We start from the raw sequence: 25,149 nt of genomic DNA, 5'->3' as shown, positions 1-25,149 counted from the left end.
ACTTATGGATTGGAAACGATTTTTACGGGCGCTGGTCCCGCATGCCGGGCTTGGCCATCTGCTGGAAACCTATTTGACCTGGTCCGGGGTCGGCATCATCAGTTCGCTGATTGCCAGCGCGTTGGACGCGTATTCGGAAATTCCCTACGCCGCCTATTACACCAGCGCACTGAACGACGCGGTCGGCTTCAAGTTCTGGATCTTGTTGTCGGTGATCGGCATTTTGTTGTTTTGCGCCAGCGTGCCGGTGTTGTACCTGTCCTTGCGGCTGCCGCAACTGGCCGGGTTTTCGCTGCGTTTGCGCCGCTTTACCTACACCTTCTTCCTGGTCGCCTTCGACGAAGGGGCGTTGATGATCGGCATCTTGACCGCCAACTTTTTCGATACCAACGAACGCATCTCGTTGCTGGCCAGCAAGTCGTTTTTATTCAGCGACGTCGGCTTCTTCACGATTATCGCGTTGTTGATTCTGGACTCGCTGCTGTGGCTGTTCGGCGAAGCGATTTACAGCCAGAATCAGCGCGGTTACTCCGGCGTGGTCGAAATGCTGGTCAATGCACCGCTGAAATATGCCATACCGGGCTATTTGCTGGTGACCGGGCTGGTGGTGCAGGTCGTCGTCGCCCAGTAGCGGCTGCATTCCTTGAACAATTCTCCGGCTAAGCGCACCATGGCCTCCCGCATCGAACCTTTTTCCTATCGCTTGCCCAGGCCGGCCGTCGAGGTCTACCCCGGCGCCCATCCCGGCCAGATGGTCGGCAACGGCCAGTTATTCAAACGCCACGAGGCCTTGTTGGCGCGGCCCGATCCGCGCCGGCTGGATTTGCGCGCCAGCGTGCTCGACCCGTTCGGCCAATACCGGGTCAGGGCCTACCAGGAACACGACCGGGTCGAAGTCATGGTGCTGGCGGACCTGTCGGCGTCGTTGGCTTACGCCGGCCGCTTCGATAAGCGCGAAGTATTGGCCGACCTGGTTAAAGCGATTGCCGCATCGGCGCTGGCTTGCGGCGACCGGGTCGGTTTCGCCGGTTTCGGCGACGGCGAAAAGCCTTTGTTGTATGCGCCGCCCGGCACCGACTTGAGCTGGTTGCCTTCTCTGAGCGGCCTCCTGAAAAAATTACCGCAGCAACGCGGCTGCGCCGGCCTGTGGCAGGCCGGTGCGTACCTGCCGCAGCGGCGGGCCTTGTTGTTTTTGCTTGGCGACGGCCATTGGCCGTTAGCCCGATTGCCCGGTTTGTTGGCGACCTTGGGCCGCCACCAACCGGTGCCGTTATTGATTTGGGACGAAGCCGAATACCGTGGCTTGCCCGATTGGGGCTTATTGGCGCTACAGGATTTGGAAAGCGGTCGCCGCCGGCGGTTATGGTTGCGGCCTGCCCTGAAACGGCGCATCGAACAGGCTTATAGCGCACGGCGCGAACAACTGCGCCGCCTGTTCCGTGCCGCCGGCTGCGAGCCGATGTTCATCGAACAGGGTTACCGGGTCGAACAATTCAATCGCTATTTCCTGGAGCGGACAGCGTGACGCGGCGCCGACACCTAGTCAAAGTCTCGCGTTTGGCGGCGTTGGCGATTGCGGCAACGTTGGCGGCGGCATGTGCCGGCGGTCCGAGTCGGCCGGTCGAGGCCTTCAATCTGGAAACGCCGCGGCCGTTCGGTTACCAGATCGGCGATACCATTCCGATGCGCGTCGTGGTGCAGACCCGGCCCGGCGTGCAATTGCAGCCGGCCAGCCTGCCTAAGCCCGGCCCGCTGAACCGGTGGCTGAATCTGCGTCGGATCGAGCTGGCCGACGCCGGCGACGGCGAGTACCGGATCGAGCTGGAATACCAAGCGTTTTACGCGCCGCTGGAAGTGAAAGCCTTGACCATACCGGGTTTTGCCCTGCGCTTCAGCCAATACGGCCAAACCGTCGAGGAGAGCGTGCCGCCCTGGCAATTCACCGTCGCGCCGCTGCGCGAATTGATCGCCCGCCAGGGCGAGGCCGGCGAATATCTGCGGCCGGATCAGGCGCCGGCGTTGTTGGCGACCGCTAGCGTGCGCACCAACTTGGCATTGTCGCTGTTGGCCGCAGCGATGTTGGGCTTGAAGCTGGCGCGACAGTACGGTTATCTGCCATGGTTTGCCCGGCGCAGCCCGTTCAAAACCGCCGAAAGGCGCTTGCGGCAGTTGCCGCCGGGCGAATTGGCCGCCGGGTTGGCCGCACTGCACAGCGCGTTGAATGCGACTCACGGAACGCCGGTGTTCGGCCACCGCTTGCAGGATTTTCTGAGCGCACATCCTGAATTCGGCCAAGCTAGCGCCGAGCTGGCCTGGTTTTTCGACTATTCCAACCGGTATTTTTTCTCCGGGCAGCGCGACGAGGCCGACACCGACTTAGTGCGCCTGCAAAAGCTGTGCAGCCTGTGCCGGGCGATAGAGCGGGGGAGCCGATGAATTTGGCGGTGGAACAGCCCTGGCTGTTGGCCGGCCTGCTGCTGTGCGGCTTGCCCTTGCTCAGATACGGCCAACGTCTGGCCGGCCATCCGGCCTTGGCCCTGTTGCCGCCGGACCGGCTGTCGCTGCTGGCCGACGCTCTGATCCGCTTGCTGGGCGCATTGGCGCTGGCCGCCCTGGTGTTGGGTATGGCCGGGATGTACCGCACCGAACAGCAGGTCGAACGCATTGGCCACGGCGCCCATATCGTGTTGCTGCTGGACCGCAGCAACAGCATGGACCAGACCTTTGCCGGGACCTCGGCGGAGGCCGGCGGCGCCGAGAGTAAGGCCGCCGCGGCCCGGCGCTTGCTGAGCCAATTTGTCGAACGCCGCACGCACGACTTGATCGGCGTCGCCGCCTACAGCACCTCGCCGCTGTTCGTCACGCCGCTGACCGAAAACAAGCAGGCGGTAGCCGCGGCCATCGCCGCCACGGCGCGGCCGGCGCTGGCCTATACCAACGTCAGCAAGGGCTTGGCGCTGGCCTTGTCTTATTTCGACCAACGCCCGGCGGTCGGCGCCCGCATCGTCTTGTTGGTGTCGGACGGCGCCGCGGTGATCGATCCGGACAGCGAAGCCAAGCTCAGAGAGTTGTTTCAGCGCCAGCAAGTGCGCCTGTACTGGGTATTCTTGCGTACCGCCAATAGCCCCGGCTTGTACGACGTGCCGAACGATCCGCGCGACGACAATGCCCAGGCCATGCCGGAGCGCTATCTGCATTTGTTTTTTTCCAGCCTGCATATCCCTTACCAGGCCTACCAGGCGGAAGACCCGGGGGCGATGCGGCAGGCGATCGAAGACATCAATCGGCTGGAGCAGCAACCGCTGCATTATTTCGAACGGATCCCGAAACAGGATCTGGCGCCGCTGTGCTACCGGAGCGCGGCGCTGCTGCTGTTGCTACTGATCGGGCTGAAAGCTTGCGAGGCCAAATGTTAATCCGACGTATCAAACACGGTTTCTGGTGGACCGCGCTGGCCGCCGCATTGTTGGTGGCGCTGAGCCAGGCCTGGCTCTGGGCCGGCATTGCCGGGCAAAACCGGCTGATCGGCCAATTGCTGGCCGGGCGCGACGTTGCGGTCGAGGACTTGGCCCATTCCGATCCGGCGGTGCGCTTGGCGCGGGCGGTGTATTTACGCCAAGCCGGGCGTTACGACGATGCGTTGGCGACCTTGAACCTGTTGTTGCAGCAAGCGCCGGCGGCCTTGCGCGCCCAGGCGCGTTACAACCTGGGCAATCTGTATCTGGCCCAAGCTCAGGAAAAACTCGGTCAGGGCAGTGTGGATAGCGCGACGCCGCTGGTCGCATTGGCCAAACAGGCTTACCGCGCAGCGCTGGGCGCCGATCCCGGTTTTTGGGATGCCAAATACAATCTGGAAGTGGCGATGCGCTTGCTGCCGGAAATGGACCGGATCGACAGCGGCAACCAGGAAGACGACGGCTCGCAAAAGGCCGAGCTGTGGACCACGTTGCCCGGATTCCCGCGCGGTTTGCCGTAAACATGGCATCCGCTAACCCGTCTGCGCCGTTTCCGCGCCGGAGCTATCGGTCATGACGCTATTGAAAGACTTCCGCTTCTGGCTGTTGGCCGCGGCGTTGGCGTTGGCCCTGATCGCCGCGGCCGGGCCGACCCGCGGCGTGCGCCAGCCGCTGTATCGGCTGGTGTTCGTCGTCGACATTACCCGCAGCATGAACACCGAGGATTACCAAATCGGCGGCCATGCCGTCAGCCGGCTGGACTACGTCAAGCAGGCGCTACGCCGGCAGTTGCTGGCGCTGCCTTGCCAATCGCACGTCGGTTTGGGGGTGTTTACCGAGCGGCGGTCAGTGGTGTTGTTCGAGCCTATCGAAGTCTGTGCCGGCTTTGCCGAAATCGATGCGGCCATCGCGGCATTGGATTGGCGTATGGCTTGGGCCGCGGACAGCCGAATCGCTGCCGGACTGGCGACGACGCTGGCAACGTTCAAAAACAGCCGGGATGCTTTGGTATTCTTCAGCGACGGCCAGGAAGCTCCGCCGCCGAATCCGCGTTACCAGCCGGATTTGACCGCATTCAAAGGCCAGGTCAAAGGCTTGCTTGTCGGTGTCGGCGGCGATCAAGCCACGCCGATTCCCAAGTTCGACGCCAACGGCAAGCGTTTGGGATTTTACCGGCCGGAAGACGTGCCGCACCGTTCCACGTTCGGCGAGTCGGACCTGAACCCGGAAAAAATCGAAGGTTACGACGCTCGCAACGCGCCGTTCGGTAGCCGGGCCGCGACCGGCGACGAGCATCTGAGCCGCTTGCACGAAGACTATCTGCGCAAACTGGCCGGCGACAGCGGCTTGCGCTACCGGCGGCTGACCGACGCCGACAGTCTGGGCCTTGCATTGCAAGATTCCGAATTTGCCGAACCGGGCCGGGCCGAGACGGCTATCGCCTGGCAATTCGCCGGTCTGGCCGTTTTGCTCGTATCGGTTCTGTACTGGCGGCGTTAGGGTTTAGTCTGCCGGCGGGCAGTCGGCGGCAATCGCCAAGGCCCGGCCGATTTCGTCCAGCGAATTGTAAAAATGCGGCGAGAAGCGCACGCCGCCGCCGCGCAACGCGCAGACCACGCCGTGTTGCTGCAGATGCCGATACAGCGTTTCGTTGCCGGCCTGACGGTGCTTGAACACGACGATGCCGGACTTTAATCTGGGCGCGGCTTCGGACAGTAACAGCAGATTCGGCTGGTTTCGAATGGCTTGGCGTAAAAAGTCGCTGCGTTCCAGCACCAGAGCTTCGACCGTGTCCATCCCGGTTTCCAGCAACAGCGACAGGCTGGCCGACAAGGCTTGAATGCCCAGCATGTTCGGGCTGCCGCATTCGAAGCGGCGCGAGCCGGGATGGATTTCCCAGGGCCGGTTCTCGTAGTTGTGGATGTCCTTCATCATATGCCAGCCGTACTGGCTCAGTTTCAGCCGCTCCCTGGCGTCCGGCGTGGTATAGAACACGCCCAATCCCTCCGGGCCGAACAGCCATTTATGGCCGTCGGCCATCGCAAAATCGGCCTGGCAGGCCTGCACGTCGAATTGCACCGCACCCAGGCTCTGAATCGCGTCGACGCAAAATAAAATACCGTGCCGCTTGCAAAATTCGCCGATGCGCACCAAATCCATTCTGAGGCCGGAACCGAACTGGATCGAACTGACCGTTAGCAGCCGGGTGTTTTGGTCTACCAGCGCAAACAGCGCGTCTTCCGGCGTGGCCGCGCTGCGCAGGTCGGCCTCGCGGAATTCCACGCCCTGGGCCGACAGCGCTTGCCAGGGCAGGCGGTTGGAGGGGAATTCCTCGTTGCTGGAGACGATGTTGTCGCCGGCTTGCCAGGGCAGGCCGCAGGCGACGAAGGACAGCGCTTCCGAGGTATTTTTGACCAGGGCGATATCGTCCGCGGAAGCGGCGTTGAGCAAGTCCCTTAGCTGGCGCCGAATCAGTAATTCTTTTTTCAGCCAATCCGGGTAGTAATGCGAGCCCCAGTCGCGGTTTTGTTCGGCGAAGGCGATCACGGCGGCGCTGGTGCGTTTCGGCCACGGCGCCACGGCGGCATGGTTCAAGTAAATCAACTCGTAGCTGAGCGGAAATTCGGGATGTTTCATGATAGGCATTCCGGCTGGAGGTAAAAATGCCTCGCGAACGGGCTACGGGGCGCTTGGCTTACGGCCAATCATAACGGGGCCGGCGCCGCAAATTCAATCGATAATCCGTTGCGGCCGGCCTCCGCAAACAGCAGATATCGGCCAAGCCGTGTTATAAAACATACAGGCGTTGCGGCAAATGCATCGAGGCCGCCGCCAATCGTGTCAATTTATTTTTCGTAATTTTAGAGATGATGGAATTAATTTGGATCAGTGCAGCGTATCTGACCGGCCTGCTCGCCAGCCGGCTGTCTTTTCCGCCCTTGGTAGGCTATTTGGCTGCCGGCTATGCCCTGAATGCGCTGGGCGTCGCGCCGTTGGCCGATCTGAACCACATTGCCGAGATCGGCATAGAGTTGCTGTTGTTTTCGGTGGGATTGAAGTTGAAACCGGCGTCGTTGATCCGGCGCGAAGTGGTCAGCGTCGGCGGCGCCCACTTACTGATGACGACCCTGATTTCGGCCCTGGTGTTTTTCTGGCTGGAACAACATATCACCGGCGGCTTGGTGCTCGGCGTCAGTTTGGCCTTTTCCAGCACCGTGCTGGCGATCAAGGTGCTGGAAGACAACGGCGAACTGTCGTCGTTACATGGCCGGGACGTGATGAGTATTTTGATTTTGCAGGATATCGTCGCCATCGGCCTGTTGGCCGTGGCGGAGCGCAAGCAACCGACGCAATGGGCGTTGGCCTTATTCCTGTTGCCGTTGCTGCGGCCGCTGGCGCATCGGATATTGGCTGCCAGCCGTTCTTCCGAGCTGTTGCTGCTGTTGGGCGTGACGTTGGCCTTGGCCGGCGGCGTTGCCGCCGAAAATTCGGGGATTTCCGCCGACATCGGCGCGCTACTGACCGGCGTGATGCTGGCCAACCACACCAAAATCAACGAATTGACCGACCGCTTATGGGGGCTGAAAGAATTGTTCCTGGTGGCGTTTTTTCTGCAGATCGGCGTCAGCGATTTGCCGAGCCAGGAGCAGGTGTTCCAGGCGCTGCAGTTATTGGCCTTGCTGCCGGTTCAAGGTGCGCTGTTTTTCGGGTTGTTCCTGTTCGCCGGCCTGCGCGCCCGCACCGCCTTTGTCTCGACGCTGGCCTTGACCACCTACAGCGAATTCGCCTTGATTACCACCCGCGCCGTGGTCGATGCCAAACTGCTGCCGGCCGAATGGAATGCGGTGATCAGCCTGGCGGTGGCCGGTTCGTTGGCGATCGCGGCGCCGTTGAACCGCTATTCGCATGTCTTGTTCTCTTGGTTCGAACCGTTTCTGGTGCGCTTCGAGAAGAAAACCGGCAATCCCGACCGGCTGCCGGAATCCTTCGGCGTCGCCGAATGGCTGGTGATCGGTATGGGCCGGACCGGCGTCTCGGCCTACCAAGCCTTGTCGGCTCAGGAGCAGCGGGTGGTCGGCCTGGATGCCGACCCTACCGTACTGGAAAATCTGTTGGCCGAAGGCCGGCGCGTGGTCTACGGCGACGCCGAGGATAGCGAACTGTGGAGCGGATTGCGCCTGGAGCGGATGAAAGGCATCGTCATCACGGTACCGGACGTCGAAACCCGCTTGCTGGCGATCGCCCAGTTGCGCAAACGCGGCTTCAAAGGCCAGATCGGCACCTTGTGCTACCACTACGAGGAAGAGCAGGAACTGAAGCGGGTCGGCGCCGATTATGTAATCCATCCTTTGGTGGAAGCCGGCAACCAATTGGCCAAGCATATGCTGGGGGTCGGAAATTGAGCGGAGGCAAGTCGATCCAACGCGACGGATGTATTCCGCAATGCCCATGTCCGCTCAATGTATAAACCGCTATTGGCAGACCGCAGCATCGCGCCTCACTCGCATTCGTAACGCAGACCCCGTCTAGGTACATCCCTGTGCAATTCACCGAATTGCACAGGTCCATTTCGACCGACGCATTGTCCGCGTATTGCGGGTGAATTAGCCTCTCCGAAATCGATCCTGGGCTAAGAGCGGAATTCAATCCGCTAATTGTTCGCAATTTATTCAGTGGGTTACGAACGATCGGCAGATTATTTCGATTCTAAAGGCCGTGTTTCCACCTAGTTGGCCGGATCAAGCAGTCCGGTCATCAACCGCCATCCGGCAGCACAAATCGTAGCGGACGAGTTCCAATCTTCGCCCCAGTGACCGCGTCTATGGCCACCGGTTTAATATCCTCTCCGGTTTCGACATCCTGAATGCGCACCAACGGGCCGCCGCCGCGATACTGATGGCCCCAAGCGCCGAGCATGACCAGCACCGGCAGAAAATCGCGGCCGGCGGCGGTCAACACATACTCCTCGCGCGGCGGCCGCTCCGAATACAGCCGCTTTTCCAACATGCCTTCCTCCGTCAGCGTCGCCAGGCGCCGGGTCAACATCGTCGGCGCGATACCTAGACTTTTTCGAAATTGGTCGAAACGGGTCAGACCAATATGGGCGTCCCGCAAAATCAACAAGCTCCATGCGTCGCCGAGAAAAGCCAGGCAACGCGCTATCGGGCAAGGGTCGGCGCAAATATTTTTATCGTTCATACGTTTTTAGTAGTGACTTAATATTAAATTGATAGTAACATTGCTATCGAAATGATAGTAACACTTAGACGATAGACAATCCACCCCACGGGAGACTTGATATGAACAATAAAGACAATGCCGTCGCTTTGATTACCGGCGCATCCTCGGGCATTGGGCTGGTAACGGCCAAGGCCCTGCAACGAGCGGGATACCGGGTATTCGGTACCAGCCGCAGGGCAGGGGCAAGCCCTGACGGCATCACGATGCTGAGCTGCGACGTAACCGACGAAGCGTCGGTAAACGACATGGTCGCCGAGGTCTTGCAACAGGCCGGGCGCATTGATCTGCTGGTCAACAATGCCGGCGTCGGCCTACTCGGCGCCGCGGAAGAATCGTCTACCGCGCAGGCCCAGGCCTTGTTCGACGTCAACCTGTTCGGCATCACCCGCGTCACCAATGCCGTGCTGCCGACCATGCGCAACCAAGGAAAAGGCAGAATCGTCAATATCAGCTCGGTAATGGGCTTGATCCCGGCGCCGTACAACGCGCTGTATGCCGCGACCAAGCATGCGGTCGAGGGCTATTCCGAATCGCTGGACCACGAACTGCGCGGCTTCGGCATCCGGGTGGTGCTGGTTGAACCGGCATTCACCCGCACCGCCTTCGAAGCCAGCCTAACCAAGCCCGATCAGCCGCTTGCCGTCTATGACTCGGTGCGTGCCGGTATGGCAGTGCTGATGCGCAATGGCGTGAATGCGGGCGACGCCCCGGACGTGGTGGCCGATACGGTGTTGAAAGCCGCGGCCGCCTCGGTTCCCAACAGGCGCTATACCGCCGGAAAACAGGCAAGCCAGGTGCGTTTCCTGCGCCGTTTCATGCCGGAAGCCTTGGTGGACAAGAGTTTGCGCCAGTTCAACCAGCTGCCGATAGTCTGAATATTAGAAAAATAACGCCATGAACCATGCCTCGGCACCATCGGCGCCGTTGCTATTCGGGCGACAAGCTAAGTGCAGGCCATTCCTTGGGAGCTATGAACAACGATGTCGATTAAAACCGCAAACGCTCGCGAACGAATCTTGTTGGCAGCTAAAACGCTCTTCTCCAGCCAAGGCATTAGAGCTACAAGTGTCGATAGCGTCGTCAAATCGGCCAATACCCACAAGATGACGCTTTACAAGCACTTCTGCTCCAAGGAAGCGCTAATCGTTGCTTACTTAGACAAACACAGTGCCAAATTTTGGGCTTGGTTCGTCGCGCAAATTGAACGCAAAGCGCAGACGCCGAAAGACCAGCTGTTAGCCATTTTCGATGTCCATGCCGGATGGTTGGCCAGTCCTGATTTCCAAGGCTGCCCATTGATCAAGGCAGCCGCGGAATATCCCGAGCAAAGCCATGCGGTGAATCGAGCATCCGCCGCGTTTTACCGCAGGCTCCAACACCATATGACCGATCTTTCGGCACGGGCCGGCGCGTGGTCGCCGGAACGGCTGGCCGGGCAACTGTGTGCCTTGTTCCAGGGTGCCGTCGTCTCCGCACAATTGCCGCGCCATTCCGGCGCGGGCGTCGATGCCAGGTTGGCCGCCGAGATACTGATGGGAGCCTCTAAAAATCCACGATTAATCAGATTCGGGGCGTAAAACGCGCTCGAAAGCTGACATTTCCAAGCGGACTACCTTCAACTCGAAGCTTTTCAGCTCCGATGGGCGTCATCAAGACGCAGCTACCCTGCGAATGGCACAAAAACGTCGCATGTTGTACACCAGATTCATGAAGCCGATACGCACTTCGGCACGAGCTAAGCCGATGCAACGGACCGTCTTGCCACCCCATTGCGCCATCCAGGCAAACACGTGCTCGACCCGGCAACGGGTTTTGGAGCGCGTGCGATTGCCCTGTTTTTCCCGGTCGGTCAGCGGCTTGCCGCGAACCCCTTTGCGGTGAATTCGGCTGCGGTAACCTTGCGCTTTAAGGCTGGCTTCCGTGGCTTCGGATCGGTACGCACTGTCGGCCCACACCGCGTGGCTGGTGTTGCCGCTATCGAGCAAGCCGTTCAGGGCTTGGGAGTCGTGGACGCTGGCATCGGTGACCGTGTATTTGCGCACTAACTTGTGAGCATTATCAACGTTGACGTGGTTCTTGTACCCGTAATAGCTCTTGTCGCCTTTCTTGGTCCAGCGCGCATCGGTATCCTTCTGACAGCGTTTGGAGGCTGACCAGTCCTCGACGGTTTCGCCAGCTTTAATCCGGGCGTTCTCGTCCGGGGTATTACGCTGCACCGGCGCCTTGACGAAGCTGGCGTCAATCAGCTGGCCCTTGCGGGCAATCAGGCCGGCGCGATCCAATTGCCGGTTGAATTCGTTGAATAACGTCTCGGTGAGTTTCAGTTCTTTGAGTGACTCACGAAATAGCCAGAAACTGTTGCGATCCGGCGCGTGCTTGGCATCCGACAACCCAATAAAACGCTGAAAACTGCGCCGATCTTCGATTTGGAACTCCAATTGCTCGTCGCTCAGGTTATAGAGACTGCCCAGCACTAATGCCTTGAACATCAACACTCCATCCCAGGGCTTTCGCCCGGCAGACGATTTGCGGACTTTGTGACGCACTTGATCCAGCAACGGACGGAACGCTTCCCAATCCACTTGCGCCTCTAATTCCAACAACGGATTACCCAAACGATCGATTCGACGATCTCGATGTTCAAACAGGGAACCGAAAAGGTCGTCTTGTGCCACCGTCATCTCTGCTCTCCAAAGGTCTTTAGCTCCGACTCATTTTACTCGCCGGGCGCAATTTTTAGAGGTTCCCTGATCAAAAACAGCATCGAATGACTATTTCAAATATCACCGAACCTTTTACCGAAGGAGGCAGCCACATGCCGAAACCAAAAACTCCGTTTAGATCGAACGCCCTTGACCGGCTGCAATTTCGATTCACCAACAAAGGCTGGCTACTGGCTGGGTTGTTGCCGCTTATGATGAACGCCGGCTGCAGCGACCAGGACAAACCCACGCAATCGGTTGTCCGTCCAGTGAAGGTGTTTCGCATCGAGCAGAGCGCGGTAGCCGGTGCCAGAAGCTTTGCCGGGGAAGTCCGGGCCAGAATCGAGACGCCCTTATCCTTCCGGGTGGCCGGTAAACTGCTGGAGCGAAAAGTGGACGTTGGCGACTCCGTGCGTAAAGGCCAACTGCTGGCGATACTGGACGGCAACGATTACCGCCTCGCCGTGCAGGCCCTGAAGGCTCAGTTGGCTTCCTCCCAGGCCGACAGCAATTTCCTGCGCGACGATTTGGCGAGATACCGCGACTTGCTGGCTCAGCAAGTCATCAGTCCGCCGGAGTTCGAACGGCATGAAACCGCTTATACCACGGCGCGGGAGCGGACGGCGGCGCTGGAAGCGCAATTGGCCGAAGCAAACAACCAGCTGAGCTATACCGAATTGCATGCCGACCGCGACGGCGTGGTCACGGCCTTGGCTGTCGAATCTGGGCAGGTGCTGGCTGCCGGTCAGGCCGTGGTGACGTTGGCCCAGCTCGACGAAAAGGAAATCCATTTCGACGTTCCCGAGCATCGTCTACAAGAAATTCAGCGCCAACAAGAAGTTAATGTCGCGTTGTGGTCCGACGACGAACGGCGGTTCAAAGCCAGAATCCGCGAAATCGCCTCGGCCGCCGATCCGGCTAGCCGTACTTACCGGGTCAAAGCCAGCTTGCTGGAAGGTCTGGAGGCCGCGCAATTGGGCATGACGGCGACTGTTCATATCGATGCTCACACCGCTTCCGGCATCGCCATCCCGCTTTCCGCCGTCTATACCCCGCAAAACCAGCCCGAGCATCCTTTGGTCTGGCTGATCGACGAGCAGGCGGCCACCGTCAAGTCGATGCCGGTTAAGTTGGGCGAAACGCTGCCCGGCGAACGCATTGCCGTCGAGGGCATCTCCGCTGGTCAATTGCTGGTCAGTGCCGGCGTTCAGCGTCTCGCCGAAGGGCAGTCTGTCCGCTTGCCGGAAGAAAATGCCTTGGCTAAGCATGGTGCAAAAGAGGGACAACTATGAAAGCGTTCAACCTCAGCGAATGGGTGCTCAAACACCGTTCCTTCACCGGCTTCATGCTGGCATTGGTGGTGCTCGGCGGGGTGTTCGCGTATCACATGCTAGGGCAGCAAGAAGATCCTCCGTTTACCTTCCGTATCATGGTCGTCAAAACCCTTTACCCCGGCGCCACCGCGCTGGAAGTCGAGCAGCAGTTGACCGACAGGCTGGAAAAGAAAATCCAGGAGCTGCCCGACCTGGATTATCTGCGCAGTTATTCCAAACCCGGCGAATCGGTGATTTTCGTCACGCCCCGCGAGGATACGCCGCCCAAGGAAATCCCCGAACTTTGGTATCAGGTGCGCAAGAAGGTCGATGACATTCGGATGACGCTGCCGCCCGGCAGCATCGGGCCGTTCTTCAACGATGAATTCGGCGATACTTATAGCCTGATCTACGCCTTTTCCGGCGACGGCTTTAATTATGCCGACCTCAAACTGGCGGCCGATTCGGTGCGCCAGCAGCTGTTGCGGGTCAAGGATGTCGAGAAGGTCGATCTGATCGGCGTCCAGGATGAAAAGATTTTCGTCGAGTTTTCCGACAAGAAGTTGGCCGAACTGGGTCTGGATACGGCTGCGGTGGCTCAGGCCTTGCAGGCTCAGAACGGCATGGCGCCGGCCGGCACGTTGTTTTCCCCGCAGCGCAATCTGCCAATACGCCTGACCGGCTCGTTCGAGTCGGAAGACAGCGTCGCCAATATGGCGGTACGCATCGGCAATCGAACCTTCAAGGTCAAAGATTTCGCCCAGGTGACGCGCGGCTATGTCGATCCCGCAGAATTCAAGATGCGTTTCAACGGTAAACCGGCGCTCGGTCTCGGCGTGACGATGAATAAGAAAGGCAACGTGATAGCCCTGGGAAAAAACTTGGGCGACACGTTGGCCGGCATCAAAAACGAGTTGCCGCTAGGTATGGACGTGGAGCAAGTCGCCAATCAAGCGCATGTGGTGAAAAACCAGATGGCGGAATTCGGCCAAACCTTCTTCGAAGCCTTAGCCACCGTGTTGGTGGTCAGCTTCTTGAGCTTGGGCTGGCGCACCGGTTCCGTAGTGGCGCTGACCGTGCCGCTGGTGCTGGCCGCGACTTTGTTGGTCATGCTGCTGTGCGGCATCGATTTGCAACGGATTTCCTTGGGCGCTTTGATTCTGGCGCTGGGCCTGCTGGTGGACGACGCGATGATTGCCGTCGAGATGATGGCGCGCAAGCTGGAAGAAGGCTGGGACCGGATGCGCGCCGCGACCTATGCCTATACCGCCACCGCCTTTCCGATGCTGACCGGCACCTTGATCACGATTGCCGGTTTCCTGCCGGTGGGTTTGGCGCAATCCTCGGCCGGCGAATATACCGTGGCGATTTTTCAGGTGGTCGGCATATCTTTGATACTGTCCTGGATAGGCGCGGTGGTGTTCACCCCGTATTTGGGATTCTTGATTCTCAAAGTACACGCCAACGCCGATGGCCCGATTCACGATTTGTTCGATACGCCGTTCTACAACCGCTTGCGCCGCTGGGTGGATGCCTGCGTGGCGCACCGCACGAAAGTGATTATCGCCACGCTGTCTTTGTTCGGCCTCGGCGTCGTGGCGTTAACCCACGTTCCCGAACAGTTCTTCCCGCTGTCCAACCGGCCGGAAGTCATCATCAACCTGTGGCTGCCGGAGGGCAGTGCCTTCGAGCAAACCGAAGCCGCCGCCAAGCGGATGGAAGCGCTGTTAGCCAAGGACGAAGACGTGGAACACGTCGCCAGCTATGTCGGCAGCGGTACACCGAGGTTTTTCATGTTGATCGTGCAGCAATTGGCGAATACCAATCTGGCTGAACTGGTAGTGATGACCAAGGATAACAAGGCGCGCGAACGGGTGATGCAGCGCGTCCGCCAGATTCTTGAGACCGACTTTCCGAATGTCAGGGGCCGGGTCAAGCGGCTGAATGTCGGGCCGCCGATGGATTATCCGCTGGCGTTCAGGGTACTCGGCGAAAACCCCAACATCGTGCGCGGCATTGCCGAGCGGGTGGCCGAGGTCGTGCGCAACCATCCCGGCACCGTGGACGTCAACGACGACTGGCATGACCGCATGCCTTCGTTCCGGCTGATGTTGGATCAGGACAAGGCGCGGGCTCTGGGTGTTTCGACAGCCAGCCTGTCGCAAGCCTTGCAGGCGCATTACACCGGCATCCCGGTCGGACAACTGCGCGAGCAGGATAAATTGATCGACATCGTCTGGCGGGCCAGCCCCGAGCTGCGCACTGCCGCCGACGAATTGCCGGATGTCGCGGTGCGCACGGCCAATGGCAAGTCGGTACCGCTGTCGCAGTTCGTCAAGTTCGAAACCGTGTTCGAAGACGGCGTGCGCTGGCGGCGCAACCGCTTCCCGACCATTTCGGTGCGCGCCGACGTGGCCGACGGCAAGATGGCCCCGGACGTGGCGGCCGAAATCGTCCCGAAACTTAAACCGATACAGGACAGCTTGCCGGCCGGTTATTTCATCGAAACCGGCGGCTCCAAGGAAGACGCGGTGAACGCGCAAAAGTCCATCCTGATCTGGATTCCGCTGGTGCTGATCGTCACGCTGATCTTGTTGATGATGCAATTGCAGAATCTGTCGAGGACTTTCATGGTGTTCAGCACCGCGCCGCTGGGCGTGATCGGCGCGGCCTTCGCCTTGCTGCTGTTTCGGGCGCCGTTCGGCTTCGTGGCGCTGCTCGGCATCCTGGCGCTGGCCGGCATGATCATGCGCAACTCGGTGATTCTGGTGGATCAGATCGATCAGGATGAACAGTCAGGCCTCGACACCTGGTCGGCCATCGTCGAATCGACGGTGCGGCGTTTCCGGCCAATCATGCTGACCGCGGCGGCGGCCATCCTGGCGATGATCCCGTTGTCGCGCAACGACTTCTTCGGCCCACAGGCTATCGCCATCATGGGCGGCCTGACGGTGGCGACTGTGTTGACGGTGTTCTTCCTGCCGGCGCTGTATGCGGCTTGGTTCAGGGTGGAGCGTGTGGCGGCGGATGCATCATAAAGAAGGCCGTAGGGTACGCATTGCGTACCCTTTTAAAACCTCTGCAATTATTTAAGCCCAGAAGGTACGCGGTGCGTACCCTTGTATCTTACTTGTCGCCATGGTTAGCTACCTTGGCACTGAGACAGAAAGAGCTTGTGCGTACCCTTAAGGTTCGACCTTGGCATGTAGATTAAGCCTTCTGTCTCGCTTCTGATGCCAACGAAGACACTGAACGGTAGCCAAGGGCAATGACCCTGTATGCACAAGGCAAGTGGGCTCGGTTGGTTTATTTTGTTTCTTCATGCTGAATCACTCTAGTTTTTTATCGGTATCGATGTTTCTAAAGCCAAACTTGATTGCAGTCTGTTATTGGATGTTGCCACTGCCAAACGCCGTGCGAAATCCGTTACCAATTCCAAAGCGGGCGTCGACGATCTGTTAGCTTGGTGTGTAAAACAACAGGCCACGCCTGACACGCTACACGCTATCCTGGAAGGAACCGGCGTTTATCACGAACAGGCTACACTCGCCTTGAGCGATGCAGGCGTCACGGTCTCGATTGTAAATCCCGCTCAAGTCAAAGACTTTGGCCGCAGCCTGGGTGTGCGCACCAAGACCGACGGCGTCGATAGTCTGGTGTTGGCTCGTTACGGCGCGTTGTTGAACCCCAGGCCTTGGACACCTCCAACTCCAGAAGCTCGCACCTTGCAAGCCCTGTTATCCCGCCGTGAAGCGATCGCCCAGGATTTGCAACGCGAGCGCAACCGCCTGGAAAAAGCCCAGGCCACCGATACTCCGGCACTGATTCACCAATCCCTACTCGACTCTATTACTTTCCTGGAAACTCAACTCGCTAAACTCCAGATCGACATCGACGACCATATCGATCAGCACCCTGAACTGAAGGCGGACCGGACGCTGTTAATCAGTATTCCCGGCGTCGGTCCCCAGGTTAGCAATCACTTGTTAGCGGTAATGCACAATCATCACTTTCAATCCGCTGAACAATTGGCCGCTTACCTGGGTTTGGTGCCCGTGGAGCGACAGTCCGGTTCCTCGATTCAAGGACGGCCCCGACTATCTAAAGCCGGGCCGGCCCGTATGCGGGCCATCCTCTATATGGCTGCCGTAGTCGGCGTTCAATACAACCCTCATCTCAAAGCACTCTATCTGCGTTTGCAGGCACGTGGAAAAACCAAAATGTCCGCTCTCGGTGGTGCTATGCGTAAACTCGTACATTTGTGCTTTGGTGTCCTGAAAACTCGCGAGCCTTACCGGGGCGATTACGCTTTTCAAAGTTGACTTTTAAGACGGTATCTACGCGACGCCCACGGAGTTTTACAATGAATAACCAATACCTGAATCCGTGTTCGCACTAACGTAAACGCCTCCAAATGCGCATGAGTGCATTTTTTTACATGCCGCATCCTTGCAACGTTGTTTTTTATCATCCAGCGGACGATTTTTTCGCCCAAAAGCGGTCCGCCCAGGCTCGATTAGCCCGTTTGAGTGGGCAATACCCCAAAGGGCGGCAAGCCCGGGGGGGTAATCCGCCGGGAGTGAGCCGAGTCATTGTGTGTTTCGGTCCGCGTTTATCCCGGCGTAGCGTTCGGCTGAACCACCAACCGCTGCTGCAAATACTCAAACAGCCGGGCGACTGGCGAAGCCTGCCCCAAATCCAGCCACCACTGCCGGGCTTTGTGGATGACTTGCCCGGCGCGATACATGATTTCCTGCAACACGGTTCTGATGCGCCGCCGCTTGGCGGGGTGTCGGATCGGCGCCAAGTCGCCGAGTAGGCCCAGTTGGCCCAACAAGCGTAAGCAGTTGTAGGCCAGCATGCCTAAGCGCAGGATGACGTCGTTGGTGTCGAATTTGCCGGACGGTAGCCGCTCCAGGTCGAGGTCGGTCTTGAACTCGGAATGAAATTGCTCATGGGTGCCATGGTCGCGGTAGCGTTCGATGACCATGGCTTCCTCGTCGTCCAGACTGGTCCACCAGCCTTCCAGTTCGATGTCGGGCAGCAGCAAGTGCTGCCCGCGCTTGTCGATGGTGCGTTCGATCAGGCGTAGCACCAGACGAAACGGGCGAGTTTGTTTGCCAAAGCGGCGTTCAACGTTGATCGACCAGAGTGCTTCGCGTTTGCCTGCACGTTTTTCGACGAAGGCACCCACCGCTTCGGCTTGCGCCACCCACTGGTCTTTGTCCTGCCGACGCGGATTCCATTTCACCAGATAATCGAACGACCGCCCCATCGCGGCCCAGCGGTCTTTTTCCTCGGCGGCTTTGAATAACAGCTTGGCGCTGTCGAACCCGGAGTCCTTGCGCATCAGCACCGCTTGTTCGGCTGGCACCAGACGTTCGACGCGCGGCAACAGCCGTTCCAGAAAATACTCGATCCCCAGCGACGAATGCCAGCGCCCGGGCCTCAGCTCCAGGCCAACGCACCAGCCCTCGTTGCCCAGATAGGCTGCCACCGGCGTATAACCGTCCACGCCCTGATAAGTACGGCTGACCTCTTCCTTCTGGCTGCCGCTTTGATCCATCACAAAGGTATCCATGTCCAAACAGACGTAACCTTTGTGCGGCGTAATCGGCGCGGCGGCGCCTTCGAGCAGGCGAACCGACATCTCGTCCAACGGCTCGCGCAGCGGGTCACTGACGCGGTCCAGGCGCTGCCGCAACCAAACGCTGCCCGGCACTTTGCGCAGGTTGAGCGCCTGCTTGAAAAAACGGTCTTCCCGAAACGGCTCAATCGCCTCGAAGTCGCTCTTGCCGATGCTGAGCAGGCCCGTCGCCGATTTCACGAGGTCGGACGTCTTGATGCCTTGCGAAACCGGTATCCGCCCATCGACAACCGCTTCAACATTGATGATGTCCAGACATTGACCCACCAAGGCCAAACCCGCATACGAGGTGAATTCCTTTTTGGAAGCTTTCAGCTTGAAGCGACGCATGATTATTTTGGGTGAACAAATAAGACACCTATTATCCCTTTTTTATCAGCCATTTATCCGGCTTTTGTTGGGCGAGAACACGGACTTAGGCAATATTTAACACCGCTAGCCATTCTATCCATGGCTAGTCTAATCGCCTGCACGCCAACCCGCGTCGGCGACCAGGTGGCGCTCAATAGCCCGGCAACCTGGCAACATGCGCCCAGTGCCCAAACCCCCGAAACAGCGGACCTGAAAACCTGGTGGCAAGGTTTCAACGATCCCTTGCTGAACGAGTTGATAGACCGAGCCTTGGCCGCCAACCACGATCTGAAAATCGCCACCGCTCGGGTCCGCGAAGCCAGCGCGATGGTGACCGTCGCCGAAGCGGCGTTGTATCCCAGCCTGGATTTCTCGCTGTCCGGCGGCCGGGAAAAGCGCATCGACCGCATCGTCGGCGTACCGGACGGACAAGGCATGAAATTGATTACGCCGACCGCCGATGCCGTCAGCGGCGGCTTGGCGGCGCGCTGGGAAATCGACGTGTTCGGCGGCCGGCATCTGGAAGCAGAAGCAGCCGCCGCGCAAGCCGAAGGCAGCCAGGAAGGCTTGCATGCGGCGCAAGTCGGCCTGTTGGCCCAGGTGGCGACCAACTATCTGGAGCTGCGCGGCGTGCAGCAACGCATCGGCATTCTGCAAAAAAATATTGATTTGCAGCGCGAACGACTGCGGACTTTGCAGGCATTTGTTAAAGCCGGACTGGCAAACGAGGCGGACCTTGCCCGCCAGCAAACGCTGTTGCAGGGCACCGAAGCGACGCTGCCGCAACTGACTAACGCCGAGCAAAACCTGATCCATCGCTTGGGCGTATTGCTGGGCGAGCCGCCGGAAAACTTGGGAACGCGGCTGGCCGCCGCCGGCCCGTTGCCGAAGCAAGCGCCGGCCATGCCCAAGCTGCTGCCGGCCGATTTGCTGGCGCAACGTCCCGATTTACGTCTGGCGCAAACCGAAGTCAGCGCGGCGGCGGCCAGTCTGGGTTCGGCGCGGGCCGATCTTTATCCCAAGATCGTTTTGTCGGCCAGCGGCGGTCTCGGCGCGATAGCGGTCGGCGGTTTTCCGAGTCTGGCCGAGAGCGTTTACGCGTTGGGTTCCGGCCTTTCGGCGCCGATATTCAACGCCGGCCGCATCCGCGCCCAGATTACCGCCGCCGATGCGCGGCTGGAGCAAGTCGCCGCCAATTACGAGAAGACTTTTTTGCTGGCCCTGGAGGACGTGGAAAACGCCTTCGTCGCCCATCGTTCCGCTAGCGATAGCTTTGGACGATTGAGCGAAGCGGAAGCCTCGGCGGAAAAAGCCTACCGGCTGGTCGATGCCTTGTATAGTCGCGGAGCGGCGAATTATCTGGCGGTGCTGGATGCTCAACGCGGCAAGCTGGCCGTCAGTGACGATCGCGCCAAAGCCGAAACGGCGGTCAGCGTGGCGATGGTGTCGTTGTACCGGGCATTCGGCGGCGGCTGGATGGCTAATTCGGCGAACAGCGCTGTCGATACAGCCTTTATGCCTTGATCGGCGCAGCATACAGGACTGCACTGAAAGTACTTGGAAAAGCAATCAAAACCATCGCCGGGTTCCGCATTCATCAAGTATTCAGCGTTTTATGCACCCAAGCCAATCGCGGCGATCACCGCATGTTTTAATCGTTAATTTGACCTTTTCCGAAAGGATAAAACAGCGTTTATCGTTTGTTTTCGCTTAAAGATTCGGTGCACGGTAGCTATCGCAGAAGCACTAAATTAGAACGTTGAACGCAAAGAATCCGAATGTTATGAATTCGCTGAATCCTCAAACTGGACGGTTTACGATGTGCATTTTTGACGATAGCGGCTCGCTTTCGGCGAAAGCCAATGTAACTGCACCCAGCCGCGAGGCAATGTATGTCTCGAATGGAACTCGACGGCGCTGCTTGGTGGACGGCCAGGGGAATCGCGGTTTGTACGGCATCGAGGCGAATGGTTGTTTTCCCTCTCCGGCCTGCGCGGTTTTTCTTGGTAAGCTATGCAGCCATTTCAACCAACGCGTGCCAACGGAGATAAAGATGACTACGATTTTTCGCCTTACCGCTGTCTGTTTGTTAAGCCTGAGCGCCGATATCGCTTACGCCTACGGCAGCAGCCAAAGTTCGAGCCACTGCGATAAGCCGACGTTTTCCGAGTTTCAACCGGCGGCCAACAAATATTTGCAGTCGTTTCAGGAGTTTTCGCTGTCGGCTTCCGCCAACACGACGCCGACGTCCATTGTCGTGCATGTCGGTGCCGGCGATATCAAATACGAATACACGGCCAAGGAGTTATACATTAGCCAGCACAAGAGCGGACGCTACGAGGTGCGCGGCAAGATAGAGCGGCCGATCGAGCACGGTTTCGTCCGGGTCAGCGTCACGGCCCACAGCAAGCCGGGCTGCGAGAAAACCGACGGCTATCTGGTCAGGATTCAATAAGTCGCCAGCCGGCCGGTTCTCAGGGCTTGGCCTGCAACTGCTTCAGTGCCGCCGCCACTTTTTGCGCATCCAGCGCCGGGTCGACGTCGTCGTCGATGCGGCGCACCTTCAACTCCGGATCGATGATGAAGGTCCAGCGTTTGGCCATGGTTAACACCGGCATTTTCGCGCCGTAAGCCTCGGTGACCTTGGCGTCGGGGTCGGACAGCAGCGTGAAGCTGAGTTTATGTTCGCGGTGGAAGTTGGCCAGTTCGGTCACGCTATCGGTACTCAGGCCGTAAACCTCGGCGCCCTGCTGGCGGATGGCTTGTATCGCATCGCGGAAGGCGCAGGCTTGGGCGGTGCACCCCGGCGTTCCGGCTTTAGGATAAAAATACAATACGGTCCAGCCGTTGCCGCGTCGCGCATTCAAATCGAAATCGTCGCCGCTGTGGGTTTTGGCTTGAAACGCCGGGGCGGAATCGCCAACCTGCAATTGCTCGGCAGCCGCCGATGGCAGCCGGCATAACAGCAGCAGAAGCGGGATCAACACGGTAATGGGGGTTTTCATCTGATCGTCCTCGGAAGTCTGGTGGAGCTGGGGTTGGCGTCGGCCATTGTCGATCAATCAATGCGGTTACGGTAGCATTTGTTGGCCGGCGCCCAAAAAAGTTGTGCCTCGCGGCTAAAAACCGGGAGCGGAGACGCGGCGGCGTAGCCGGCAGTGTGGAATAATCGCCTCGTTCGCAGTACAAGTCCCGCCGGCGGCGTTGGGTTCGCCCAGTGTCGCAGGGATTACCACTAAGGAATAAGCCTATGATTTGGCAGCGCCGTCATTCCCGCCTATCGAATAGCCTCTGGCTCAGCGCGTTGGCCTTGCTGTTGCTTGCCGGTTCGGTTTTCTATTGCATCGGCAACGAAAACCGGATTGGCCGTGACTACCGGCTTGGGCTGGACGCATACCGTCTGGTCGACGAGTTGGATAAGGCATCCGGCGAAGCTTGGCGGATGGCGCTCGGCTACATCGTCAGCGCCGATCCGGAGTACCGGCGCCGATACCGGGAAGCGGCGGAATTGCGCGGCGGCGACCGGCCGGATGCGTGGCAAGACGCCGGGTTTACCGTCGAAGAACTGGCGAAACTGGCCGAAGCGAAAGCCAAAGCCGGCGAACTGGCGGCCATCGAGCTCGCCGCGATGCAACTGGCCGAAACCGCCGACCCGGCGGATGCCGCCAACCGCTTCCGGGCGGCGTCTATGCTGGATAACCCGGCTTACCGTCGGGCCAATGCGGAATGGGCTCGCAGCATCGGCGAGGCGCGCGGCATGGTGAAGATGCGCAGCGAGCGCTCGGCTCGACAACAGGCCGAAATGGCTTGGCTGCTGCGGATTAGTATCGCCGTCGCCGGTCTGCTGCTGGTGCTGGGTTTGTGGTGGGTCTACCGCACCGTCTACGCCATCCTCGGTGCATCGCCGGAACAAGTGCACCAGCAAATCGCCGAATTGGGCCGCGGCGATTTTAGCCAGCCCGTAGCGGTGCCCGCCAACTTGCACAATAGCGTGATGGGATGGTTGTCGGAAACCCAGCGCCAATTGGCCCGAATCGACGCCGACCGCAGAAGCGCCGAAGCGAAAACCCTGCGCCTGACCCAGCTTTACGCCGCGTTGAGCCAATGCAACCAGGCGATTGTGCGTTGCAATTCCGAAGCCGAGTTGTTTCCGCAAATCTGCCGCGATGCCGTCATGTTCGGCGGCATGAAAATGGCTTGGGTCGGCATGCTCGACCCCAGCGGGCAAACGGTGGTGCCGGTGGCGAGTTACGGTAGCGGCGTCGAATATCTGGCCGGCATCGCGATCGGTGTCGATGCCAAGTACGGTAACGGTTGCGGCCCGACCGGAACCGCGCTGCGGGAGGATAAGGCCTACTGGTGCCAGGATTATCTGCACGATCCGACTACGGCGGCTTGGCACGAGCGCGGCGCCCAATTCGGTTGGCGGGCGTCGGCGGCATTGCCGTTGCACAAAAACGGCGTGCCGGTCGGAACGCTGAATTTATACGCCGATAGCGTAAACGCTTTCGATTTTGCCGCCCGCAACTTGCTGCTGGAAATGGCGATGGACATCGACCACGCCTTGAAGGGTTTCGAACGCGAGGCCGAGCGCCGGCACGCCCTGCAAATGGAAATCTTGCGCACCTTCATGCTGGAGCGGCTGAATAGCGGCGGTTCGTTGCGGGAATTACTGGACGAGGTGGTACGCAAGCTGGAAAGCGCCATGCCGGATTGTATTTGTTCGGTATTGCTGCTGGACGAAGGCGGGCGACATTTGCGCGTTGCCGCGGCACCCGGGTTGCCCGATTTTTACAACCGGGCGATCGACGGCGCCGAGATCGGGCCGGGAGTCGGTTCTTGCGGCAATAGCGCATTCACCGGGCAACGTACCGTCGTCGCCGACATCGCCCGGCATCCGTACTGGGAGAATTATAAAGCCCTGGCCGAGCAAGCCGGACTCGGCGCTTGCTGGTCCGAGCCGATCTTGGGTGCCGCCAAAAAGGTGCTGGGCACCTTCGCCATTTACCAGCGCTATCCGGCGTCCCCGGACAATTTCGCCTTACGCCTGCTGGATATGGTTGCCCATTTCGTGGCGTTGGCTATCGAACGCAAGCAGGCCGAGGAACACATTTACCAGTTGGCCAATTACGATCCGTTGACCGGACTGCCCAACCGCGGCCAGCTTAATAACCATTTGAAGTATGCGTTGGGTCTGGCCAGGCGCACCAATGGCCAACTGGCACTGATGTTTCTGGATATCGACCACTTCAAGGACGTTAACGATACCTTGGGGCACAGCATCGGCGACGCCTTGCTGGTCGAATTGGCCAATCGGTTGCGCGCCGCGCTGCGGGCCGAGGATATCGTCACCCGGCTGGGCGGCGACGAGTTCATCGTCTTGTTGCCCGGAGCCAACGCCAACGCTGCCGCCTATATTGCCCAAAAATTGCTGGACGCGATTTCCGCACCGTTCCGCATCGAGCATTACGATTTGAACATGAGCGCATCGATCGGCATCGCGCTGTATCCGAACGACGGCGAGGATCTGGAAACCTTATCGAAAAGCGCCGATACCGCAATGTACCGGGTGAAGCTGGAAGGCCGCCACGGTTGCCGCTTCTTCACGCCGGAAATGCACGCCAATTCGGCGCGCAATCTGCAGTTGGTCAACGGCCTGCGCCATGCGCTGGAGCGCGGCGAACTGGAGTTGCACTACCAGCCGCAATTGTCGCTGAAAACCGGCAAGGTGACCGGTGCCGAAGCCTTGTTGCGTTGGCGGCATCCGGAGTTGGGCCAGGTGTCGCCGGCCGAATTCATTCCGGTGGCCGAGGACAGCGGTTTGATCCTGCCTATCGGCGAATGGGTGATCAGAACCGCGGTGCGCCAAGCCAGGCAGATTATGGCGGACGGGTTGGAGCCGCTGGTTATGGCCGTGAATTTGTCGGCGGTGCAATTCAGCCAACCGACATTGCCGGATTTGGTGGGTAGCATTCTGGACCAGGAAGGGTTGCCGCCGGAATATCTGGAACTGGAATTGACCGAACGGGTGGCGATGAACCAACCGCATGCCGCGATTGCGGCGATGGATAATCTGCACCGGCGCGGCATCCGGATGTCTATCGACGATTTCGGCACCGGCTATTCGTCGTTGAGCTACCTGAAGAAATTCAAAGTCTACAAACTGAAAATCGACCAGTCCTTCGTGCGCGATATCAGTACCGACGCCGAAGACAAGGCAATCGTCAGCGCAGTGATCAGCCTGGCCGACAGCCTGGGCTTGGCAACCATCGCCGAGGGCGTCGAAACGTCGGAGCAGAAAGCCTTCTTGCAACAGCAAGGTTGCGACGAAATGCAGGGCTATCTGTTCAGCCGGCCGTTGACCGCCAGCCAATTGCTGGAGTTTTTGCGCTAAGCTTGTCGCCATGGGCCGCTGTGTTGCGGCCGCTGCGCTGCGGAGC

At 59.3% G+C, this 25,149-nt stretch carries 20 protein-coding genes; 15 read left to right on the top strand and 5 right to left on the bottom strand.

What is annotated here, in order from left to right:
* Nucleotides 1–4: 4 nt before the first annotated feature.
* The 6 genes from VXJ35_RS16410 to VXJ35_RS16385 are packed head-to-tail and all read left to right on the top strand — an operon-like array spanning nucleotide 5 to nucleotide 4,955.
* Nucleotides 5–631 (top strand): hypothetical protein, encoded by a 627-nt coding sequence (locus tag VXJ35_RS16410; RefSeq protein WP_054761440.1) that lies wholly within the window; start codon nucleotides 5–7, stop codon nucleotides 629–631.
* Between the two features lie 12 nt (nucleotides 632–643).
* Nucleotides 644–1,525, top strand: a complete 882-nt coding sequence (locus VXJ35_RS16405; RefSeq protein ID WP_231914770.1) for an MxaS protein — start codon at nucleotides 644–646, stop codon at nucleotides 1,523–1,525.
* Nucleotides 1,522–2,436 (top strand): nonribosomal peptide synthetase MxaA, encoded by a 915-nt coding sequence (locus VXJ35_RS16400; RefSeq protein ID WP_231914769.1) that lies wholly within the window; start codon nucleotides 1,522–1,524, stop codon nucleotides 2,434–2,436. The genes VXJ35_RS16405 and VXJ35_RS16400 overlap by 4 nt, the downstream gene beginning before the upstream one ends.
* A complete protein-coding gene (locus VXJ35_RS16395) occupies nucleotides 2,433–3,416 on the top strand; it encodes a vWA domain-containing protein (RefSeq protein ID WP_064022392.1) in 984 nt (327 codons plus the stop codon). Before VXJ35_RS16400 ends, VXJ35_RS16395 begins: the two co-directional genes overlap by 4 nt.
* Nucleotides 3,410–3,976 carry a hypothetical protein gene (locus VXJ35_RS16390; protein WP_064022391.1) on the top strand — a complete coding sequence of 189 codons (567 nt, stop codon included), beginning with the start codon at nucleotides 3,410–3,412 and terminating at the stop codon, nucleotides 3,974–3,976. Before VXJ35_RS16395 ends, VXJ35_RS16390 begins: the two co-directional genes overlap by 7 nt.
* A gap of 52 nt (nucleotides 3,977–4,028) precedes the next feature.
* Complete coding sequence (locus tag VXJ35_RS16385) at nucleotides 4,029–4,955, top strand: vWA domain-containing protein (RefSeq protein WP_064022390.1); 927 nt, start codon at nucleotides 4,029–4,031, stop codon at nucleotides 4,953–4,955.
* A 3-nt stretch (nucleotides 4,956–4,958) separates the two neighbouring features.
* On the opposite strand, the gene VXJ35_RS16380 is transcribed toward VXJ35_RS16385, so the two are convergent.
* On the bottom strand, nucleotides 4,959–6,092 hold the full coding sequence (locus VXJ35_RS16380) for an aminotransferase class V-fold PLP-dependent enzyme (RefSeq protein ID WP_064022389.1): 1,134 nt from the start codon (nucleotides 6,090–6,092) through the stop codon (nucleotides 4,959–4,961).
* Nucleotides 6,093–6,322: 230 nt separating this feature from the next.
* Here VXJ35_RS16380 and VXJ35_RS16375 point away from each other — a divergent pair, with 230 nt between their 5' ends.
* Nucleotides 6,323–7,858, top strand: coding sequence for a cation:proton antiporter family protein (locus VXJ35_RS16375; RefSeq protein WP_082880962.1), 1,536 nt, complete (start codon nucleotides 6,323–6,325; stop codon nucleotides 7,856–7,858).
* Nucleotides 7,859–8,210: 352 nt separating this feature from the next.
* Here the strand turns inward: VXJ35_RS16375 and VXJ35_RS16370 are convergent, their stop codons facing one another.
* Nucleotides 8,211–8,654 carry a helix-turn-helix domain-containing protein gene (locus VXJ35_RS16370; protein WP_064022388.1) on the bottom strand — a complete coding sequence of 148 codons (444 nt, stop codon included), beginning with the start codon at nucleotides 8,652–8,654 and terminating at the stop codon, nucleotides 8,211–8,213.
* Between the two features lie 101 nt (nucleotides 8,655–8,755).
* Here VXJ35_RS16370 and VXJ35_RS16365 point away from each other — a divergent pair, with 101 nt between their 5' ends.
* Together VXJ35_RS16365 and VXJ35_RS16360 are read left to right on the top strand one after the other, a co-directional pair.
* Complete coding sequence (locus VXJ35_RS16365) at nucleotides 8,756–9,571, top strand: oxidoreductase (RefSeq protein ID WP_064022387.1); 816 nt, start codon at nucleotides 8,756–8,758, stop codon at nucleotides 9,569–9,571.
* A gap of 105 nt (nucleotides 9,572–9,676) precedes the next feature.
* A complete protein-coding gene (locus VXJ35_RS16360) occupies nucleotides 9,677–10,273 on the top strand; it encodes a TetR/AcrR family transcriptional regulator (protein ID WP_064022386.1) in 597 nt (198 codons plus the stop codon).
* Nucleotides 10,274–10,345: 72 nt separating this feature from the next.
* On the opposite strand, the gene VXJ35_RS16355 is transcribed toward VXJ35_RS16360, so the two are convergent.
* Nucleotides 10,346–11,377 (bottom strand): IS5 family transposase, encoded by a 1,032-nt coding sequence (locus VXJ35_RS16355; protein WP_064022385.1) that lies wholly within the window; start codon nucleotides 11,375–11,377, stop codon nucleotides 10,346–10,348.
* A gap of 134 nt (nucleotides 11,378–11,511) precedes the next feature.
* Between VXJ35_RS16355 and VXJ35_RS16350 the strand changes: the two genes are divergently transcribed.
* From VXJ35_RS16350 to VXJ35_RS16340, 3 genes are all read left to right on the top strand, one after another.
* Nucleotides 11,512–12,690, top strand: a complete 1,179-nt coding sequence (locus VXJ35_RS16350) for an efflux RND transporter periplasmic adaptor subunit (RefSeq protein ID WP_231914768.1) — start codon at nucleotides 11,512–11,514, stop codon at nucleotides 12,688–12,690.
* Nucleotides 12,687–15,749 carry an efflux RND transporter permease subunit gene (locus VXJ35_RS16345; protein ID WP_064022384.1) on the top strand — a complete coding sequence of 1,021 codons (3,063 nt, stop codon included), beginning with the start codon at nucleotides 12,687–12,689 and terminating at the stop codon, nucleotides 15,747–15,749. The genes VXJ35_RS16350 and VXJ35_RS16345 overlap by 4 nt, the downstream gene beginning before the upstream one ends.
* 306 nt (nucleotides 15,750–16,055) lie before the next feature.
* Complete coding sequence (locus VXJ35_RS16340; protein WP_064022383.1) at nucleotides 16,056–17,033, top strand: IS110 family transposase; 978 nt, start codon at nucleotides 16,056–16,058, stop codon at nucleotides 17,031–17,033.
* A 290-nt stretch (nucleotides 17,034–17,323) separates the two neighbouring features.
* On the opposite strand, the gene VXJ35_RS16335 is transcribed toward VXJ35_RS16340, so the two are convergent.
* Nucleotides 17,324–18,688: an IS1380 family transposase gene (locus tag VXJ35_RS16335; RefSeq protein ID WP_064020516.1), complete on the bottom strand. Its 1,365-nt coding sequence runs from the start codon at nucleotides 18,686–18,688 to the stop codon at nucleotides 17,324–17,326.
* Nucleotides 18,689–18,808: 120 nt separating this feature from the next.
* On the opposite strand from VXJ35_RS16335, the gene VXJ35_RS16330 reads away from it, so the two are divergent.
* Together VXJ35_RS16330 and VXJ35_RS16325 are read left to right on the top strand one after the other, a co-directional pair.
* Complete coding sequence (locus VXJ35_RS16330; protein WP_064022382.1) at nucleotides 18,809–20,233, top strand: efflux transporter outer membrane subunit; 1,425 nt, start codon at nucleotides 18,809–18,811, stop codon at nucleotides 20,231–20,233.
* A gap of 529 nt (nucleotides 20,234–20,762) precedes the next feature.
* Nucleotides 20,763–21,164: a hypothetical protein gene (locus VXJ35_RS16325; RefSeq protein ID WP_054761457.1), complete on the top strand. Its 402-nt coding sequence runs from the start codon at nucleotides 20,763–20,765 to the stop codon at nucleotides 21,162–21,164.
* 19 nt (nucleotides 21,165–21,183) lie between these two features.
* Here the strand turns inward: VXJ35_RS16325 and VXJ35_RS16320 are convergent, their stop codons facing one another.
* On the bottom strand, nucleotides 21,184–21,714 hold the full coding sequence (locus VXJ35_RS16320; RefSeq protein WP_082881105.1) for a peroxiredoxin: 531 nt from the start codon (nucleotides 21,712–21,714) through the stop codon (nucleotides 21,184–21,186).
* Nucleotides 21,715–21,959: 245 nt separating this feature from the next.
* Between VXJ35_RS16320 and VXJ35_RS16315 the strand changes: the two genes are divergently transcribed.
* A complete protein-coding gene (locus VXJ35_RS16315) occupies nucleotides 21,960–25,103 on the top strand; it encodes an EAL domain-containing protein (RefSeq protein ID WP_064022381.1) in 3,144 nt (1,047 codons plus the stop codon).
* Nucleotides 25,104–25,149 lie beyond the last annotated feature (46 nt).

Source organism: Methylomonas sp. DH-1 (assembly GCF_046097555.1).
In the GTDB taxonomy this organism is placed as follows: domain Bacteria; phylum Pseudomonadota; class Gammaproteobacteria; order Methylococcales; family Methylomonadaceae; genus Methylomonas; species Methylomonas koyamae.
The sequence above is the reverse complement of the archived record's forward strand: the minus strand, read 5'-3'. Positions and strand labels throughout refer to the sequence as shown.